15 protein-coding genes are annotated in these 15,101 nt (G+C 52.8%); 11 read left to right on the top strand and 4 right to left on the bottom strand.

Annotation, left to right across the window (positions count from 1 at the left end; translation table 11 throughout):
- The first annotated feature begins 176 nt into the window (after nucleotides 1-176).
- Nucleotides 177-1,871: a hypothetical protein gene (locus tag ACO0LH_RS00315; RefSeq protein ID WP_422939038.1), complete on the top strand. Its 1,695-nt coding sequence runs from the start codon at nucleotides 177-179 to the stop codon at nucleotides 1,869-1,871.
- Between the two features lie 75 nt (nucleotides 1,872-1,946).
- The gene (locus tag ACO0LH_RS00310; RefSeq protein WP_422939037.1) at nucleotides 1,947-2,423 is read left to right on the top strand and encodes a DUF6794 domain-containing protein; all 477 of its coding nucleotides are present in this window, start codon (nucleotides 1,947-1,949) and stop codon (nucleotides 2,421-2,423) included.
- Nucleotides 2,424-2,494: 71 nt separating this feature from the next.
- On the opposite strand, the gene ACO0LH_RS00305 is transcribed toward ACO0LH_RS00310, so the two are convergent.
- From ACO0LH_RS00305 to ACO0LH_RS00290, 4 genes are read right to left on the bottom strand one after another with little or no spacing between them, the layout of a single operon-like run.
- Nucleotides 2,495-3,121, bottom strand: coding sequence for a DUF2946 family protein (locus tag ACO0LH_RS00305; RefSeq protein WP_422939036.1), 627 nt, complete (start codon nucleotides 3,119-3,121; stop codon nucleotides 2,495-2,497).
- The gene (locus ACO0LH_RS00300; protein ID WP_422939035.1) at nucleotides 3,121-4,077 is read right to left on the bottom strand and encodes a YheT family hydrolase; all 957 of its coding nucleotides are present in this window, start codon (nucleotides 4,075-4,077) and stop codon (nucleotides 3,121-3,123) included. The genes ACO0LH_RS00305 and ACO0LH_RS00300 overlap by 1 nt, the downstream gene beginning before the upstream one ends.
- Before the next feature lie 39 nt (nucleotides 4,078-4,116).
- Entirely contained in the window at nucleotides 4,117-4,548 is a 432-nt protein-coding gene (locus ACO0LH_RS00295; RefSeq protein WP_422939034.1) for a YybH family protein, read from the bottom strand.
- Nucleotides 4,549-4,565: 17 nt separating this feature from the next.
- Nucleotides 4,566-4,766, bottom strand: coding sequence for a zinc-finger domain-containing protein (locus ACO0LH_RS00290; protein WP_422939033.1), 201 nt, complete (start codon nucleotides 4,764-4,766; stop codon nucleotides 4,566-4,568).
- Between the two features lie 207 nt (nucleotides 4,767-4,973).
- Here ACO0LH_RS00290 and ACO0LH_RS00285 point away from each other — a divergent pair, with 207 nt between their 5' ends.
- The 9 genes from ACO0LH_RS00285 (at nucleotide 4,974) to ACO0LH_RS00245 (ending at nucleotide 14,985) form a co-directional block, all read left to right on the top strand.
- Nucleotides 4,974-5,708 (top strand): AzlC family ABC transporter permease, encoded by a 735-nt coding sequence (locus ACO0LH_RS00285; RefSeq protein ID WP_422939032.1) that lies wholly within the window; start codon nucleotides 4,974-4,976, stop codon nucleotides 5,706-5,708.
- Nucleotides 5,705-6,028 (top strand): AzlD domain-containing protein, encoded by a 324-nt coding sequence (locus tag ACO0LH_RS00280; protein ID WP_422939031.1) that lies wholly within the window; start codon nucleotides 5,705-5,707, stop codon nucleotides 6,026-6,028. The genes ACO0LH_RS00285 and ACO0LH_RS00280 overlap by 4 nt, the downstream gene beginning before the upstream one ends.
- A 727-nt stretch (nucleotides 6,029-6,755) precedes the next feature.
- Nucleotides 6,756-7,949, top strand: a complete 1,194-nt coding sequence (locus tag ACO0LH_RS00275) for a phosphoglycerate kinase (protein ID WP_422939030.1) — start codon at nucleotides 6,756-6,758, stop codon at nucleotides 7,947-7,949.
- Between the two features lie 262 nt (nucleotides 7,950-8,211).
- Nucleotides 8,212-9,645, top strand: a complete 1,434-nt coding sequence (pyk, locus tag ACO0LH_RS00270; RefSeq protein WP_422939029.1) for a pyruvate kinase — start codon at nucleotides 8,212-8,214, stop codon at nucleotides 9,643-9,645.
- 27 nt (nucleotides 9,646-9,672) lie between these two features.
- Nucleotides 9,673-10,737: a class II fructose-bisphosphate aldolase gene (fba, locus tag ACO0LH_RS00265; protein ID WP_110256738.1), complete on the top strand. Its 1,065-nt coding sequence runs from the start codon at nucleotides 9,673-9,675 to the stop codon at nucleotides 10,735-10,737.
- 281 nt (nucleotides 10,738-11,018) lie between these two features.
- Nucleotides 11,019-11,915, top strand: a complete 897-nt coding sequence (locus ACO0LH_RS00260; protein WP_110256739.1) for a phosphoribosylaminoimidazolesuccinocarboxamide synthase — start codon at nucleotides 11,019-11,021, stop codon at nucleotides 11,913-11,915.
- Nucleotides 11,916-11,917: 2 nt separating this feature from the next.
- Nucleotides 11,918-12,415, top strand: coding sequence for a 5-(carboxyamino)imidazole ribonucleotide mutase (gene purE / locus ACO0LH_RS00255; protein WP_422939028.1), 498 nt, complete (start codon nucleotides 11,918-11,920; stop codon nucleotides 12,413-12,415).
- 321 nt (nucleotides 12,416-12,736) lie between these two features.
- The gene (locus tag ACO0LH_RS00250) at nucleotides 12,737-13,957 is read left to right on the top strand and encodes a 5-(carboxyamino)imidazole ribonucleotide synthase (protein WP_422939027.1); all 1,221 of its coding nucleotides are present in this window, start codon (nucleotides 12,737-12,739) and stop codon (nucleotides 13,955-13,957) included.
- Nucleotides 13,954-14,985, top strand: coding sequence for an L-threonylcarbamoyladenylate synthase (locus tag ACO0LH_RS00245; protein WP_422939026.1), 1,032 nt, complete (start codon nucleotides 13,954-13,956; stop codon nucleotides 14,983-14,985). Before ACO0LH_RS00250 ends, ACO0LH_RS00245 begins: the two co-directional genes overlap by 4 nt.
- Nucleotides 14,986-15,101: the final 116 nt, after the last annotated feature.

Genomic DNA, 15,101 nt, shown 5'->3' with positions numbered 1-15,101 from the left:
ATGCGATAGAACTGGCTTTGTTGTTGCCTGCATGCCGACTGACTATTTTCTTGCGCTTGTTGGCAAACGAAATGCAAGGCGCTTTATCCTTGTCGAAAATGACAGATGCACAGCTCATGCAGTTGGATGCGCTGACACAGGATGATCAGCGCTTTGAATTTTATTTGCGGAGTGTCTTGCGTAATCTTTCCAAGAACGTGAGTGTGAAATATAGTCTTGCTGGCTGCCTGCTATTTGAAGTAAGTGGTGAAACCGAATTGCGTGGATATGTGCTGATAGCCGACAAGGATTGTAAGGACGTGCCAGTGGAAGCGATCGCGAAAGCTTGCGATGTGGCAGGTATCAGTTCTTGGGTTTCATTATGGAATTATTGCGCAGATTTGCCTGGTTTCTCCAGACTGCTGCATGAAACCAGATGGGAACAATTCAATCAAGAGGCTGCTCGCACATGGCTCAGCATCATCTATAGCTTTATGGGGGAAGAAAATAAAAATCAATTGCAGGAAAAATGGCAAGTCTATTTGAAAATATTTTGTGTTTGTCATGAAGCTCTGATAGCTTTACCTTTAGAAAGACAAAATAAACTGGCCTTAATGTGGAGTCGCTTTGTTGAAGGCTGGGACGATGTCCTGAGTTTATCAAAGGCGGCACAAGATTTTTTGCCTCTGATATACAAATTATGCCTGCCGCCGTTTTCATCTACCATCGACTATGGACACAGTTTTGTAAATATTGTTGAAACCTGGCCAGAAAACGAAAGACAAGAAATTCTGAATCTGGACAATCTTGTTTGGCGGCATTTTGAACGTGCTTGCCGCCGACAAGATAATGCAAATCTGATTGTTTTTGGCACCTACGCATTTAATACCGTAAGCCCATTCTTTTTACGAAATTCAATGCTGCATGCACCAGTCAGGTTATTCAAAACCATGCGCTTGCTTGGTAGTATGGCTGGTGAGAGGCGTCAGTCTTTTATGAGGACACAAATAAAAACTGAGTGGTTTTCCATGGACTGGAATGTGATGCCTCCTCAGGCGGCATGTCTTAGACTGTTAGCCTTAAGTAGCGCAGCCGGATTGGATAGTCCTTTGCCACGTCGCTTGCGTGAATACTTTGACGGGCAGTTGGATTTGTCGTTGTTGCAAATATTAAGGCATTGTAAAGTCGCATTGTCGCGCTTGCCGTCATTGCGATTGCAGGCGCTGGAAGCTGCGTTCTGGAAAGAGGTGGATGCACCATTTCGATTGCATGATCACTCTGCATCTGCCAGACATGCACTACGTTTACTGGCGAGTTTAAATGGGCGCTTTACACAGAATCGCAAGGGTTTGCGACGATTTTTATCAAATGTCACCGCGGGTAATTCGCTAAATTTTCTTGATCATCCGCTCAATCTCAGATGGTATGCGAAGCATCCAAGAGTACAACGTCATTTCTGGCATACTGGCCTGAAGCGCACTGTGCATAGTGCTTGGGGAGATCTGAGCCTGGCGTTTGAGTATGATCCATTTGAAATTCTCATGATGGGCACCTATGTCGATAGTTGTCTTGGAGTCGGTGGAATATGTGACTATTCTACCGTCGCCTGTCTGCTGGATGCCAATAAACAGGTCTTGTATGCCCGCAATAGTTACGGCAAGGTGGTAGCGCGTCAGTTGTTGGCGATTGACGAGGCGGATCAGTTGGTTTGCTTTGCGGTCTATCCTGAAAATACCCCGCAAGAAATAAAGGCTGCATTTAAATCCTATGATCTGGAGCTGGCCGTTCATTTGAGTTTGCCTATGTATCAGGAAAAAGCTGATTCCAGCTATGACGTCACCACCATCCTGGCACAAAGCTGGTGGGATGACGGCCCCTGGCTGGAGGAATAATTACTGAATCAGCTGCGGTTACAAGCGTTTCATGTATGATGCCTGTTTGATAATTAAGAAAAGAACAGGCAGGCAATGAAATTTACTTTATCCGGCATTTGCTTTGCCTTCACTACAGCCGTGGCAGCCTATGCCATTCCAGCCTATGCGCAAGATACGGCGACACAGGCAGCCAATGCTGCCAATGCTGCAAATGCAAGCAGCCCCAGTCAGGCAACTGCTACCTGTGCCACGCCGGGAAAAAACGGCTACGACAAGACTTGCAAGCGCTATCCAGATGCAGATACCTGGCCGACGAGCTGTGATCAGGCTGCGACAGATATTTTGGCCAAGCTCGATGATGCCAGCAAACAGCGTGTCAAAGATTCAAGCTATGAAGGCTTGACCCAGTTTCATATGTACTGGGGCATGGGCATACGCAATGACACAGGTTTATGGCGTGGCAACGTGGCGCTGACGGATTCGTGCATGGCGATGCGCAAGGACATTAGTCGCCACCCTGATGAAATTTCCATGGTCATTATTCAAGAGATATGGAAAAAGCTGCATTGAGCCAGTGAGATGGGAGCGTCAGCGAAACTGACGCAGCAGGCGCGAATGTTTTGTGTCAGTCGTCGGATAAGTCAGGTGGCTTGTTCCTGCCGCGGCTTTGACACATAGCCAAACTCCCGCATCAACTGATGTTCTTCACAGCGCTGCACATCAAGACTTAATTCATTGGCACCGGGCGGGCATAATTGTAATTGCAAGTTTTGCTGGCCTGGCGCGTTTGCAGTTTCCAGCCACTGCAATAATACTTCGTCACTGACAGGCTGTTTTTCCAGCATCAGCCAGGGCAGGCATGTTGCCAGGTCGCGGTCATCAAGCTGGGCCAGGATGTTGCCGCTGCTGAGAATCAACCTGCCTTGTGGGTCAAGAAAAGCCAGTTCAGGTTTGAATGGCTGTTCACTGTTTTTCAGGCTAAAGTTTGCATCAGGGGTGGTGCAGGCAATATATGGTGTGGCTTCCAGATCCACGTAGACGCGTTGCGGGCCATTCTGGAAATACCAGCAGCCGTCTTCAGTGCATAGATAATTGCGCTCGATGAAGGCCAGCAGGGCCGTATTGCGGATCGCGTCGCCTGGCAGGTTCAACGCCTGGCAGCGTTCATCACGCATGCGCCAGTTGCCGCGCGCATCCAGTGCCAGCCAGCCATAGCAATGCGGAACATTTGGCCACTTGGCCATGGCTGCCTTGACGATGTCATCCATCAGCTGTTTGCCTCAAAAAAATGCAATATCTTTTTCGGTAGCCAATCCAGGTTGCCAGGCATGTTGCCGGCGGCAAAGCCGACATGGCCACCATGTTCAGGGTATTCCAGTGTGACACAGTTTGCTGCCTGCCTTGGTAAATGTATGCCCGGCAGGAAAGGGTCATTTCTGGCGTTCAATACCAGTGTCGGCAAGGTGATATCGTTCAATATCAGTTTGGCGCTGGCGCGGTACCAGTAATCATCGGTGTCGCGGTAACCGTGCAGGGGGGCGGTGACGATATTATCGAATTCGTAGAGATCCCTGGCATTGAGCATGGCATCGCGGTCAAACAGGCCAGGGAACTGTTCCAGTTTTTTCAGACATTTGGGTTTCAGCGTTTTTAAAAACATGCGCGTGTAGACCATATTGAAGCCGCTTGATAAAGAAGCACCGCCCTGTGCCAGGTCAAGCGGGGCAGAAACTGCACAGGCAGCAGTCACAATTTCGGCCTGATGCTGCGATTCTCCCAGCCAGCGCAGCAGGGCATTGCCGCCCAGTGAAACGCCTGCAGCATAGAATTTGCCTTGCGGATTCTGCGCCAGATAATGCTGTTGCAGGCGGTTGACGATCCAGCCAATTTCTTGTGCATCGCCAGAATGATAAAAGCGTGGCGCCTTGTTCAATTCGCCTGAGCAACCACGAAAATGTGGTATCGCACCAGACCAGCCCCGCTCACGCAAGGCCGCTGTCATCGCCCGTGCATAATGGCTGTGGCTGGAACCTTCCAGGCCATGAAACAAGACCACAAAGGGTTTGCCAGCTTCGCCATCGACAAAATCGACATCGATGAAATCAGCATCCGGTGTATCCCAGCGTTCCCGTCGCAAAGCTGAGACGGGTTTGCTGATGCACAGGGCCGGGTAAATGGTTTGCAGATGGCCGCCGGGCAACCAGCGTGGGGATTGATATTTCATTTTGCTCGATTCTATCCCGGCGGGGCTTGCCGGGCCTGGCTAGTGAAGTACGCTGGCTTTGAACATATCCATCGGCGCCTTGCCGTTGGCAACCGACGCGTGATGCATGGTGATGCGCCACCCATGCGGTGTTTTGACATACACATTAGTGGCCAGTATATGTACATCCTGCTTGCCATCACCGGTACGCTGGAATTCTTCAATAATGCTGTGTACTGCTGTCAGCATATTGTGTGTCGCATGCAGTTGCAGCGGGTGGATGTTGACATTGCCGCGTTCAAAGATGGTTTCCCATGAACTGCGTATGGCCGCATGACCAATCAGCCGGGGTGCGCCGGGGTGTATGCAGACAATTTCTTCATCTTCGGCCCATAAGGCCATCATGCCGTCGAGATCAGCGCGGCTTAAGGCGTCATAAAAAGCCGCTTCAACCTCATCAGCACTGCCATTCAATTGCTTTTTGGAGGGCATGATAGCTGGCCAGGTAATTAATGCGCTTTGAGCACGGTGCCTGGCGCCAGTTTGTACTGGGTGCCGCAATAAGAGCAGGTGGCCGAACCACCATGCGATAAATCCAGGTACACGCGCGGGTGTGATGACCACAGCGGCATGGCCGGGTTGGGGCAATGGGCAGGCAAATCCTTGGCTTGTAATTCGACGACGTTGCTGGCGGTAACGGGTGCTGACATGGTGACTCCAATAAAAAAGAGACAAGTCGCAAAATGCGGCGACCTTGCTGAAGTGAATATTGCTAAAACCTAGCCGCGATTTTAACGGATTCTGCGTCTGGCGAGTGACACTATTGTGATTTACGCACAGTCGGCGCTGCGCTGTTACCGGCAGGTTTTTGCATTCAACGTTAAAATGGTGGACTTTTCCGCTATCACAACGCTCCCATGCAATCAGAAACAGACAAGGCCGCGTTCAAGGAAGGCTTGAAAGTCGGCGCGCCAACCTGGTTTGGCGTAGGCGCATGGGGATTGGTAGTCGGCGTGGCCATGATCAAGGCTGGCTTGACTTTGCCCCAGGCGTTTGGCATGACACTGCTGGTATTTGCCGGTTCTGCGCAACTGGCATCCCTTCCCTTAATCGCTGCGCATGCCCCGGCCTGGGTCATATTTGCCACCGCACTGGTCGTCAATTTACGATTTGTTATCTTTTCTGCCATTCTGGCGCCCCATTTTTCGCATCTGCCCTGGCGTACACGTGCATGGCTGGGTTATCTGACGGGTGATATTTCGGTTGGCCTGTTCATGCAGCGTTACCCTGAATTTGGCGAGGAAAAAGGTAAGTTGTCGTACCTGAAAGCGCTGGTTTTCCCTAACTGGGCGGCCTGGCAGATTGGTTCCATCATCGGCATTTTGCTGGGTAGCCAGATCCCCGCCAGCTGGGGCCTGGGTTTTGCCGGGACGCTGGCGATACTTTGCATCATGTTGCCACTGGTAATTAACCGTGCCGCATTCGTTGGCGTCGTGGTATCCGGCATTTGTGCCCTGCTGACGATTAATTTCCCTTACAAGCTGGGTTTGCTGCTGGCCGTATTATTGGGCATGGGCACGGCCATGTTGCTGGAAGAATTTTTTGATAAAAAGACCACCAATCCTGCCAGCACTGATCAGGAGGCCGCATGAGCGATCTTGAAGTATGGCTCGTCATCGTCCTGCTCGCAGTAGCCACCTTTATTGCACGCAGTGGTTTCTGGCTGGTGGGTCATCACATCAGTCTGCCCAAACGCGTGCAGGAAGCCTTGCGCTATGCACCCGCCTGCGCACTGGCCGCCATTATCGTGCCCGACTTGTTGCTGACCAATGGCCAGGTGGAAGTCGGCCTGCAAAACCCACGCTTGCTGGCGGGTTTGCTGGCAACCGCGTTCTTTCTGGTGCGCAAGAATATGCTGCAAACCATCTTTTTTGGTATGGCAGTGTTTACTTATATCCGGCTGGGTTTGTGAGCGAGGCGATATGACCGGCACGCCAGACTGAAACAATGCTAGCGGCCTGGTTTGCCAAACATAGGCTTGTGCCAATACCAGTTTTTATGCTTTAACCACGTAAACCTGGCACGCTCTGCGATGATAGCCAATGGTTGCGTGTTAATTTGATAGCGCGTTAATAAGGCAATCAGTTCAAGGATTGCGTCGCGACTCAGGCACCGGAGATCGAGGTCAATAAAAATCGAGCGGTTTGACCCGCGAATTGACCTGACTGCCCTTATTTCCTTTATCCCGGTGAAGAACCGCAATTCGTCCTTAAGCGAATGAAACGTAGGTACATCAATTTGTATTTCCATATTGCCGGTGTCTTTGAGTTCTTTGAATGCAGGCGGGGCTTAACTGATTTTGTCTGATTTACGTAATGGCTACAAAATCTGGCTTTAAAGGTGGGGAGCGCAAAAGTATCCCCTGTTACGTACATGCCACGAATGCCGCCGGATTCCAGCCAAAAGCCAGCTGGAAAGAGGCTGATTAGATTTTACTCAACTTATAAAGTTCATCATGGTCAATATTGATGTTGATTTGGTATCGTTTTTTGCATTTAACGTATAAAACCTTCGCAAAAACAGTTAGTCAGTACAGGGCTTTGGTAAAATAGCGGGCTGAGGACTTTTGCAATAATTCCTGGCGTTATGACTCTTGCAGGCAGAATCGCCCCCTTCAACCTTGCCAATTCCATATCACGATGCAATTCAACCGACTCAGTGACCTGATCGCAGCAAACCAGCTTCAGGGCAAACGTGTTTTCATCCGCGCCGATTTGAACGTGCCGCAAGACGACAACGGCCATATTACCGAAGATACCCGTATCCGTGCCTCGGTGCCGGCAATACAGCAGGCTTTGCAGGCTGGCGCCGCAGTCATGGTGACTTCGCATCTGGGGCGTCCGACCGAAGGTGAATTCAAGCCTGAAGACAGCCTGGCACCAGTGGCTGCACGTTTGTCTGAATTGCTGGGTGTGAGGGTAGAACTGAAGCAAAACTGGCTTGATGGTGTGGATGTTGCACCAGGCCAGGTTGTCTTGCTGGAAAACTGCCGTGTCAACAAGGGGGAAAAGAAAAACGATGACGCACTGGCCCAAAAAATGGCTGCCCTGTGTGATATCTATGTCAATGACGCCTTTGGCACTGCCCACCGTGCAGAAGCAACGACCCACGGCATCGCCAAATTTGCCCCGGTTGCCTGCGCTGGCCCGCTGCTGTCCGCCGAGTTGGATGCCTTGGGCAAGGCGCTGGGTCAACCTGCGCGCCCATTGGTGGCGATTGTTGCCGGCTCCAAAGTATCAAGCAAACTCACCATTTTGAAATCGCTGGCCGACAAGGTCGATAAGCTCATCGTCGGCGGCGGTATCGCCAACACCTTCATGCTGGCATCCGGCCTCAAAATCGGCAAGTCGCTGGCCGAAGCTGATCTGGTGGAAGAAGCCAGGGCGATCATTGATATGATGGCCAAGCGCGGTGCATCTGTGCCTATCCCGACTGACGTGGTGTGCGCCAAAGAATTCTCGCCAACCGCCGTAGCAACGGTCAAGGCAGTGGCAGATGTTGAAGACGATGACATGATCCTCGACATCGGCCCGACAACATCCGCATTGCTGGCAGAGCAGATCAAAAAAGCCGGTACGATAGTCTGGAACGGCCCGGTCGGCGTATTTGAATTCGACCAGTTCGGCAACGGTACCAAGGTGCTGGCGCAGGCGATTGCCGATTCAGCAGGTTTCTCGATTGCTGGCGGTGGCGACACTCTGGCAGCGATTGCCAAGTACAACATCGCTGACAAGGTCGGTTATATCTCCACAGGCGGCGGCGCCTTCCTCGAATTTTTGGAAGGCAAAACTCTGCCAGCAGTAGAAATTTTGTTGCAACGCGCTGTGAAATAAATGCATTCATCTCAACGCAGAGACTTTGAGAAAATTTGAATTGTAAAAGCAAATTTTTTGAGTTTCTTGTAGAGATTTTGACGATATTAAATAAAACCAAATGTGCAGGCTCTGCATAAGCGTAGCGAGCGGCACTAGTTTGACGAATTTAAACTGCGGAAGCGCAGTCGTACTTGAGTACGACGAGCATCGCAGGCTCAAACTAGTGTCGCGCAGTAGCTTAGGCAGCGCTTGCAAAATAATATTTACATCAGGAGACCAGATGTCACGTGCCACCAAGATAGTTGCCACCATAGGCCCCGCTTCCAACGATTTGTCTACACTCAAGCGCATGATAGAAGCTGGCGTCAATGTGGTCAGGCTGAATTTTTCGCATGGCAAGGCGCAGGACCATATTGACCGCGCCAGCATGGTGCGTCAGGCAGCAGCAGAATGTGGCCGCGAAATCGCCATCATGGCTGATTTGCAGGGCCCCAAAATCCGTATCGGCAAATTCGAGACTTCACGCATACAGATAGAAAACGGCGACAAGTTCATCCTCGATGCAGACTGCGACATGGGTAACCAGGAGCGCGTTGGCCTCGATTACAAAGCGCTGCCACGTGATGTCAGACCCGGCGATGTATTGCTGCTCAATGACGGCTTGATCGTGCTCGTCGTTGAAAAAATCATCGGCAATGAAATCCACACCATTACTAAAATCGGTGGCGAACTGTCGAACAACAAGGGCATCAACCGCCAGGGCGGTGGCCTGACAGCACCAGCGCTGACTGGCAAGGACATGGAAGACATCAAGACTGCGATGTCTTTCCAGGCGGATTACATCGCCGTGTCTTTCCCCAAAAATGCGACTGACATGGAAATGGCAAGACAGTTGTCCAACATCGCTGGTGAGCCGTACAACCACAAGCCGATGATGATCGCCAAGATCGAACGTGCTGAAGCCATACCTCTGCTGCAAGAAATTCTTGATGCCTCTGACGGCATCATGGTTGCCCGTGGCGACCTGGCTGTAGAAGTTGGCAATGCGGCTGTGCCAGCCCTGCAAAAACGCATGATCAAGATGGCGCGCGCTTCGAACAAGCTGGCCATCACCGCCACGCAGATGATGGAATCGATGATCGTCAACGCCGTGCCTACCCGTGCGGAAGTGTCTGACGTCGCCAATGCCGTGCTGGATGGCACAGACGCCGTCATGACATCGGCCGAAACGGCCTCTGGCAAATACCCGATAGAAACCGTGGAAGCGATGTCCGCCATTTGCCTGGAAGCAGAAAAATTCCAGGAAAACAAACTGGATGCTGATTTCCTCAACCTGACCTTTACCCGCATCGACCAGTCTATCGCCTATGGTGCCTTGTTTACCGCCCACCACCTGGGTGTCAAGGCCATCGTCGCGCTGACCGAGTCCGGTTCCACTGTTTTATGGATGAGCCGCCACAGTGTCGATGTGCCTTTGTTTGCACTGACACCGAGTGTCGCCACCCAACGTAAAGCCGCCTTGTATCGCAATGTGCAAACCTTTAACCTGCCGTATGCCGCCGACCGCGATGTGGTCTTGAAATCGGCAGAAACCGTCCTGCTGAAAAACGGTGTCGTCCATCATGGTGACATGATCGTCGTCACCTGGGGTGAACCCATGGGGCAGGTTGGCGGGACCAATGCAATGAAAATTGTCAAGGTCGGCGAGAACTGATTTTTAATAAGTAATCTGGAGTTAATTATGCCACTCGTATCCATGCGTCAATTGCTGGACCACGCCGCCGAAAACGGTTACGGTCTGCCAGCTTTCAACGTCAACAACCTGGAGCAAGTCACCGCCATCATGCAGGCTGCCGATGAAGTTGGCGCACCTGTCATCATGCAAGCCTCTGCCGGTGCCCGCAAATATGCTGGCGAAGCATTCTTGCGTCACCTGATCGAAGCCGCGGTAGAAGCTTACCCACATATCCCCGTCGTCATGCACCAGGATCACGGCCAGTCGCCAGCAGTCTGCATGGCCGCGATTAAATCCGGCTTCACCTCCGTGATGATGGATGGTTCGCTGGAAGAAGACGGCAAGAGCGTTGCCAGCTATGAATACAATGTCGAAGTATCACGTGAAGTGGTCAAGTTTGCCCACTCCATCGGCGTCACGGTAGAAGCAGAACTGGGCGTGCTCGGTTCTCTCGAAACCATGATGGGCGACAAAGAAGACGGTCACGGTGCCGACGGCAAAATGACACGCGAACAATTGCTGACCGACGTGCAACAAGCCGCTGACTTCGTCAAGCAGACACAGTGTGATGCCCTGGCAATTGCCATCGGCACTTCCCACGGTGCGTACAAATTCTCCCGTAAGCCTACTGGCGATATCCTGGCAATCGACCGTATCAAAGAGATTCACCAGCGCATTCCAAATACCCATCTGGTGATGCACGGTTCGTCTTCCGTACCGCAAGAACTGCTGGATGAAATCCGCCAGTTCGGTGGCGACATGAAAGAAACCTATGGCGTGCCGGTGGAAGAAATCGTCATCGGCATCCAGAACGGTGTGCGCAAGATCAACATTGACACCGACATCCGCCTGGCAATGACAGGTGCGATCCGCCGCTATATGTTTGAAAACCCATCCAAGTTTGATCCACGTGATTACCTGAAGCCAGCGCGTGAAGCAGCGAAACTGGTCTGCAAGGCGCGTTATCTGTCCTTCGGCTGCGAAGGCCAGGCAGGCAAAATCAAGCCTATGGCATTGGAAAAAGTGGCAGAGCAGTACAAGAAGGGCGCTTTGGCGCAGATTGTAAATTAAGAGATAAGTAAGTTTGTTTCCTCATTCCGGTGTGAGCCGGAGTGAGGAAGTTCAGGGTTTAGACAAAATTGGTGGTAGTAATCTCGTAGGTTGGGCTACGCTTCATCAGCCTAGCGAGGCCCGGCCCAACACTCGGCGTTTAAATAAGGTATACGTTTGTTGAGGCCCAGTGTTGGGCTGGTAAACCGTAGCCTAGCGAGGCCCGGCCCAACCTACACGATGAAAATTTCCACCAACAATTTTGTGTAAACCCTATCCAGATCGAAATAAAGAAATCCCTCATGACTACGCAAATCAACTCCACTCTTCATTCCCTGCCTTTGCTGGGCCGTGGCAAGGTACGTGACAATTACGCTGTCGGCGACGACAAGCTGCTCATCGTCACCAGTGACCGCCTGTCTGCATTCGATGTCATCATGAATGAACCCATTCCAGACAAAGGCCGTGTGCTGAACCAGATGGCAAATTTCTGGTTTGAAAAGCTCGGCCACATCGTGCCTAACCACCTGACAGGCGTCGCACCAGAATCCGTAGTGTCCGCAGATGAAGTCGCACAAGTCAAAGGCCGTGCAGTCGTCGCCAAGCGCCTGAAACCCATCATGGTAGAAGCCGTGGTACGTGGTTACATCATCGGCTCGGGCTGGAAAGATTATCAAGAGACAGGCGCAATCTGCGGCATACAATTGCCAGCAGGCCTGCCACAGGCAGCCAAGTTGCCAGCACCTATCTTTACCCCGGCAGCCAAGGCAGAAATGGGCGAGCATGATGAAAACATCAGCTATGCAGAAACTGAACAACGCATAGGTGCAGAACTGGCCGCCAAGATCCGCGACATCAGCATACAGCTTTATACCGAAGCCGCAGAATACGCCGCCACCCGCGGCATCATCATCGCCGACACCAAGTTTGAATTTGGCCTTGATGACAATGGCGTCCTGCACCTGATGGATGAAGTGCTGACGGCTGATTCTTCCCGCTTCTGGCCTGCTGATTCGTATGCTACCGGCATTTCACCACCGTCTTTTGACAAACAGTTCGTGCGTGATTATCTGGAAACCATCACCAGCTGGAAAAAGACAGCACCAGCACCAGCCCTGCCAGATGAAGTCGTGCAAAAAACTGCAGCCAAATACCGCGAAGCACTGGAACGTCTGACTGGTGAAAGCCTGAAGGACTGATGATGACTACGCATAATAAAATCGTCGTTGGCGTCGTCATGGGTTCATCTTCAGATTGGGACGTCATGCAAAACGCCGTCGCCATCCTCAAGGAATTTGGCATAGGTTTTGAAGCCAAAGTTGTTTCGGCCCACCGCATGCCTGATGAAATGTTCACATACGCAGAAACCGCCCGCGACCGCGGCCTGCGCGCCATCATCGCCGGTGCTGGCGGTGCAGCCCACTTGCCAGGCATGATCGCTGCCAAGACCATCGTGCCAGTACTGGGTGTGCCCGTGCCATCCAAATACTTGCGCGGTGAAGATTCATTGCTGTCCATCGTGCAAATGCCCAAAGGCATACCGGTAGCGACTTTTGCAATAGGCGAGGCAGGCGCAGCAAACGCCGCCCTGGCCGCGATTGCGATATTGGCGACGACAGATGATGCATTGGCGTCCAGGTTGATCGAGTTCCGCGAAAAGCAAACGCAAGTTGCACGCGATATGGTGTTGCCGGTTTGAGTGTGAATGATCGTGGGTTGAGTTAAGCTCGTAGGTTGGATTGACCTCGTAGGTTGAGTTAACTCCGTGAGTTGGGTTAATCCCGTAGGTTGGGCTACGCCTTATCAGCCCAACACTTGGCGTTTGAATCACGTATACGTTTGTTGAGGCCCAGTGTTGGGCTGGTGAAGCGTAGCCCAACCTACGGCACGGCCCAATCTACGTGCACGGCCAATTAACGAAACTTGATATCGCAACCCGGATTTCTATCTACCTAAATATCCGTATCTCATTTGATTTGTACTATTGTGTACAAACAATCCCTAGTTTGAAATCACTACCATGACCACTCATCCACAGCCCGCCCAGCCCCGCCAGCCATTGTTACCCAATACCCCCGCCAGTTGCCTCGGCATCATGGGTGGTGGCCAACTGGGCCGCATGTTTATCCAGGCGGCGCAAGCCATGGGTTACCAGGTGGCCGTGCTGGAACCTGAAGCAGGCTGCCCTGCCGCACAAGTGACAGGCCAGCATATCCAGGCTGGCTATGAAAACCACCCCGGCCTGATGGCGCTGGCCAAAGTCAGCAAAGCCGTCACCACAGAATTTGAAAACGTCCCGGCAGAAAGCCTGAATCTGCTGGCGCAAACCAGCTTCGTCGCCCCGGCTGCTGCCTGCGTTTCCATCGCGCAAGACCGCATCGCAGAAAAAAACTTCTTCACCCGCTGTGGCACGACTACTGGCGTTTATCCGGCACCGCATCTGGCTATCAATAGCCAGGACGACGTTGCCAAAGTCAGCGATGAGCTCTTGCCCGGCATTTTGAAAACCGTGCGCATGGGCTATGACGGCAAAGGCCAGGCCCGCGTACGTGACCGCACCGAACTTGCCGCTGCCTTCGCTGGCATGAACGGCCAGGTCTGCGTACTCGAAAAAATGCTGCCACTGGCCTATGAAGTGTCCGTCCTCGTCGCCCGTGGTGTTGATGGTGAAGCGGTGGTGTACCCGATTGCAGAAAATGTTCACCGCGATGGCATCCTGTTCACCACTATCGCCCCCAGCACCCATGTGTCGGCAGATGTCGCTAACAAGGCGCAAGCTGCGGCCTTGCACATCATTGCAGAAATGGGCTATGTCGGCGTGTTGTGCATAGAATTTTTTGTGCTCAAGGATGGCAGCCTAGTCGTCAATGAAATGGCACCGCGCCCGCACAATAGCGGCCACTACACGATCGATGCCTGCATCACCAGCCAGTTCCAGCAACAGGTCAGGGCGCTGGCGCAATTGCCGCTGGGCGACGTACGCCAGCATTCGCCAGCCGCCATGCTCAATATCCTCGGTGATGTCTGGTATGAAGGCGACACCGACAACATGCGCGAACCTGCGTGGGATCAGGTGCTGGCCATCCCGGGTGCGCACCTGCACCTCTATGGCAAGGCAGAAGCCCGCCGTGCCCGCAAGATGGGCCATATCAGCTTCGTCTCACCGACGATGGCAGAAGCGCAGGCTAACCTCAGCAAAGCCTGCACTATCCTTGGCATCGCAGCACCGGAGTGGGCATGAAGTCACAAGTCAGTACACCTGAGGCAATCGCACAAGCAGCATTAGCACTGGAACAAGGCCAACTGGTCGCTTTCCCGACTGAAACCGTTTACGGTCTGGGGGCAGATGCAGAAAACCCAGTTGCTGTCGCCAATATCTACGCCGCCAAGGGCAGGCCAACCAACCACCCCGTCATCGTCCACGTCGCACCGGGCGCTGACATCAGCTACTGGGCCAAGGACATCCCGGCAGAAGCGCACCAGCTCATCGTCGCCTTCTGGCCCGGCCCGCTGACGTTGATCTTGAAACGCGCCGACCATATCCCCGATGCCGTCTCAGGCGGGCAAGATACTGTCGGCATACGCTGCCCGTCGCACCCTGTAGCGCAAGAACTCTTGCGCGCCTTCAAGGCAGGCAAGGGCGGCGTAGCTGCACCATCAGCCAACAAGTTTGGTCACGTCAGCCCGACTATGGCAGCCCACGTAGAAGAAGAATTCGAGCAAGAGATACAACCCGGCGGCCTCATCGCCCACATACTTGACGGCGGCCAGAGCGATGTCGGCATAGAATCAACCATCGTTGACTTGAGCCGCCTCGCCACCCACGGCCCCGTTCTGTTGCGCCCCGGACACATCACCGTCGCCCAAATGGCCGCCGTGCTGGGTGTTACACCCGCCGCTCCAGACGCCGCCGCCCCACGTACATCCGGTACGCTGGACGCCCACTACGCGCCGCACACACCGGTGATTCTGATCGAAGCCGCCGAACTCGACGACACCGTCAACCGCCTGCACGCCAAAAACAAAAAGCTCGCCCTCATGAGCTACCAGGCCCACCCCGCCATCAAAGCAGAAGCCTGGCGCCACCTGCCTGCTGACCCGGTAGGCTATGCCCATGATTTATACGCAGGCCTGCGTGAACTTGATCACGCCCATGCAGATTTGATTTTGGTAGAAGCTTTGCCGCAAGACAAAGACTGGCAAGGTGTGAACGACCGTTTGCGCCGTGCGGCGTTTGATTCAAGGGATGTGTTGCAGGGATTGTTGTGATAATGCTGACGTAACATTAAACCTTGCTTATTGGCAGGAGTGGCTTAAGCTAAGAATTTTTCGCAGTGTAAACCGCGCTCAGCATCAGTATGCTCGGCTAAAGGTGCTCCTACGGT

The organism is Undibacterium sp. TJN19, assembly GCF_049339485.1.
GTDB lineage: Bacteria > Pseudomonadota > Gammaproteobacteria > Burkholderiales > Burkholderiaceae_D > Undibacterium.
Note: the sequence above shows the minus strand (reverse complement) of the source record. Positions and strands in the feature narration are given on the sequence as shown.

Excerpts from the sequence above, each read along its gene's own strand:
- ACO0LH_RS00310 (WP_422939037.1), top strand. The coding sequence starts at position 1,947 with ATGAAATTTACTTTATCCGGCATTTGCTTTGCCTTCACTACAGCCGTG.
- ACO0LH_RS00305 (WP_422939036.1), bottom strand. The coding sequence starts at position 3,121 with ATGGATGACATCGTCAAGGCAGCCATGGCCAAGTGGCCAAATGTTCCG.
- ACO0LH_RS00300 (WP_422939035.1), bottom strand. The coding sequence starts at position 4,077 with ATGAAATATCAATCCCCACGCTGGTTGCCCGGCGGCCATCTGCAAACC.
- ACO0LH_RS00295 (WP_422939034.1), bottom strand. The coding sequence starts at position 4,548 with ATGCCCTCCAAAAAGCAATTGAATGGCAGTGCTGATGAGGTTGAAGCG.
- ACO0LH_RS00290 (WP_422939033.1), bottom strand. The coding sequence starts at position 4,766 with ATGTCAGCACCCGTTACCGCCAGCAACGTCGTCGAATTACAAGCCAAG.
- ACO0LH_RS00285 (WP_422939032.1), top strand. The coding sequence starts at position 4,974 with ATGCAATCAGAAACAGACAAGGCCGCGTTCAAGGAAGGCTTGAAAGTC.
- ACO0LH_RS00280 (WP_422939031.1), top strand. The coding sequence starts at position 5,705 with ATGAGCGATCTTGAAGTATGGCTCGTCATCGTCCTGCTCGCAGTAGCC.
- ACO0LH_RS00275 (WP_422939030.1), top strand. The coding sequence starts at position 6,756 with ATGCAATTCAACCGACTCAGTGACCTGATCGCAGCAAACCAGCTTCAG.
- pyk (WP_422939029.1), top strand. The coding sequence starts at position 8,212 with ATGTCACGTGCCACCAAGATAGTTGCCACCATAGGCCCCGCTTCCAAC.
- fba (WP_110256738.1), top strand. The coding sequence starts at position 9,673 with ATGCCACTCGTATCCATGCGTCAATTGCTGGACCACGCCGCCGAAAAC.
- ACO0LH_RS00260 (WP_110256739.1), top strand. The coding sequence starts at position 11,019 with ATGACTACGCAAATCAACTCCACTCTTCATTCCCTGCCTTTGCTGGGC.
- purE (WP_422939028.1), top strand. The coding sequence starts at position 11,918 with ATGACTACGCATAATAAAATCGTCGTTGGCGTCGTCATGGGTTCATCT.
- ACO0LH_RS00250 (WP_422939027.1), top strand. The coding sequence starts at position 12,737 with ATGACCACTCATCCACAGCCCGCCCAGCCCCGCCAGCCATTGTTACCC.
- ACO0LH_RS00245 (WP_422939026.1), top strand. The coding sequence starts at position 13,954 with ATGAAGTCACAAGTCAGTACACCTGAGGCAATCGCACAAGCAGCATTA.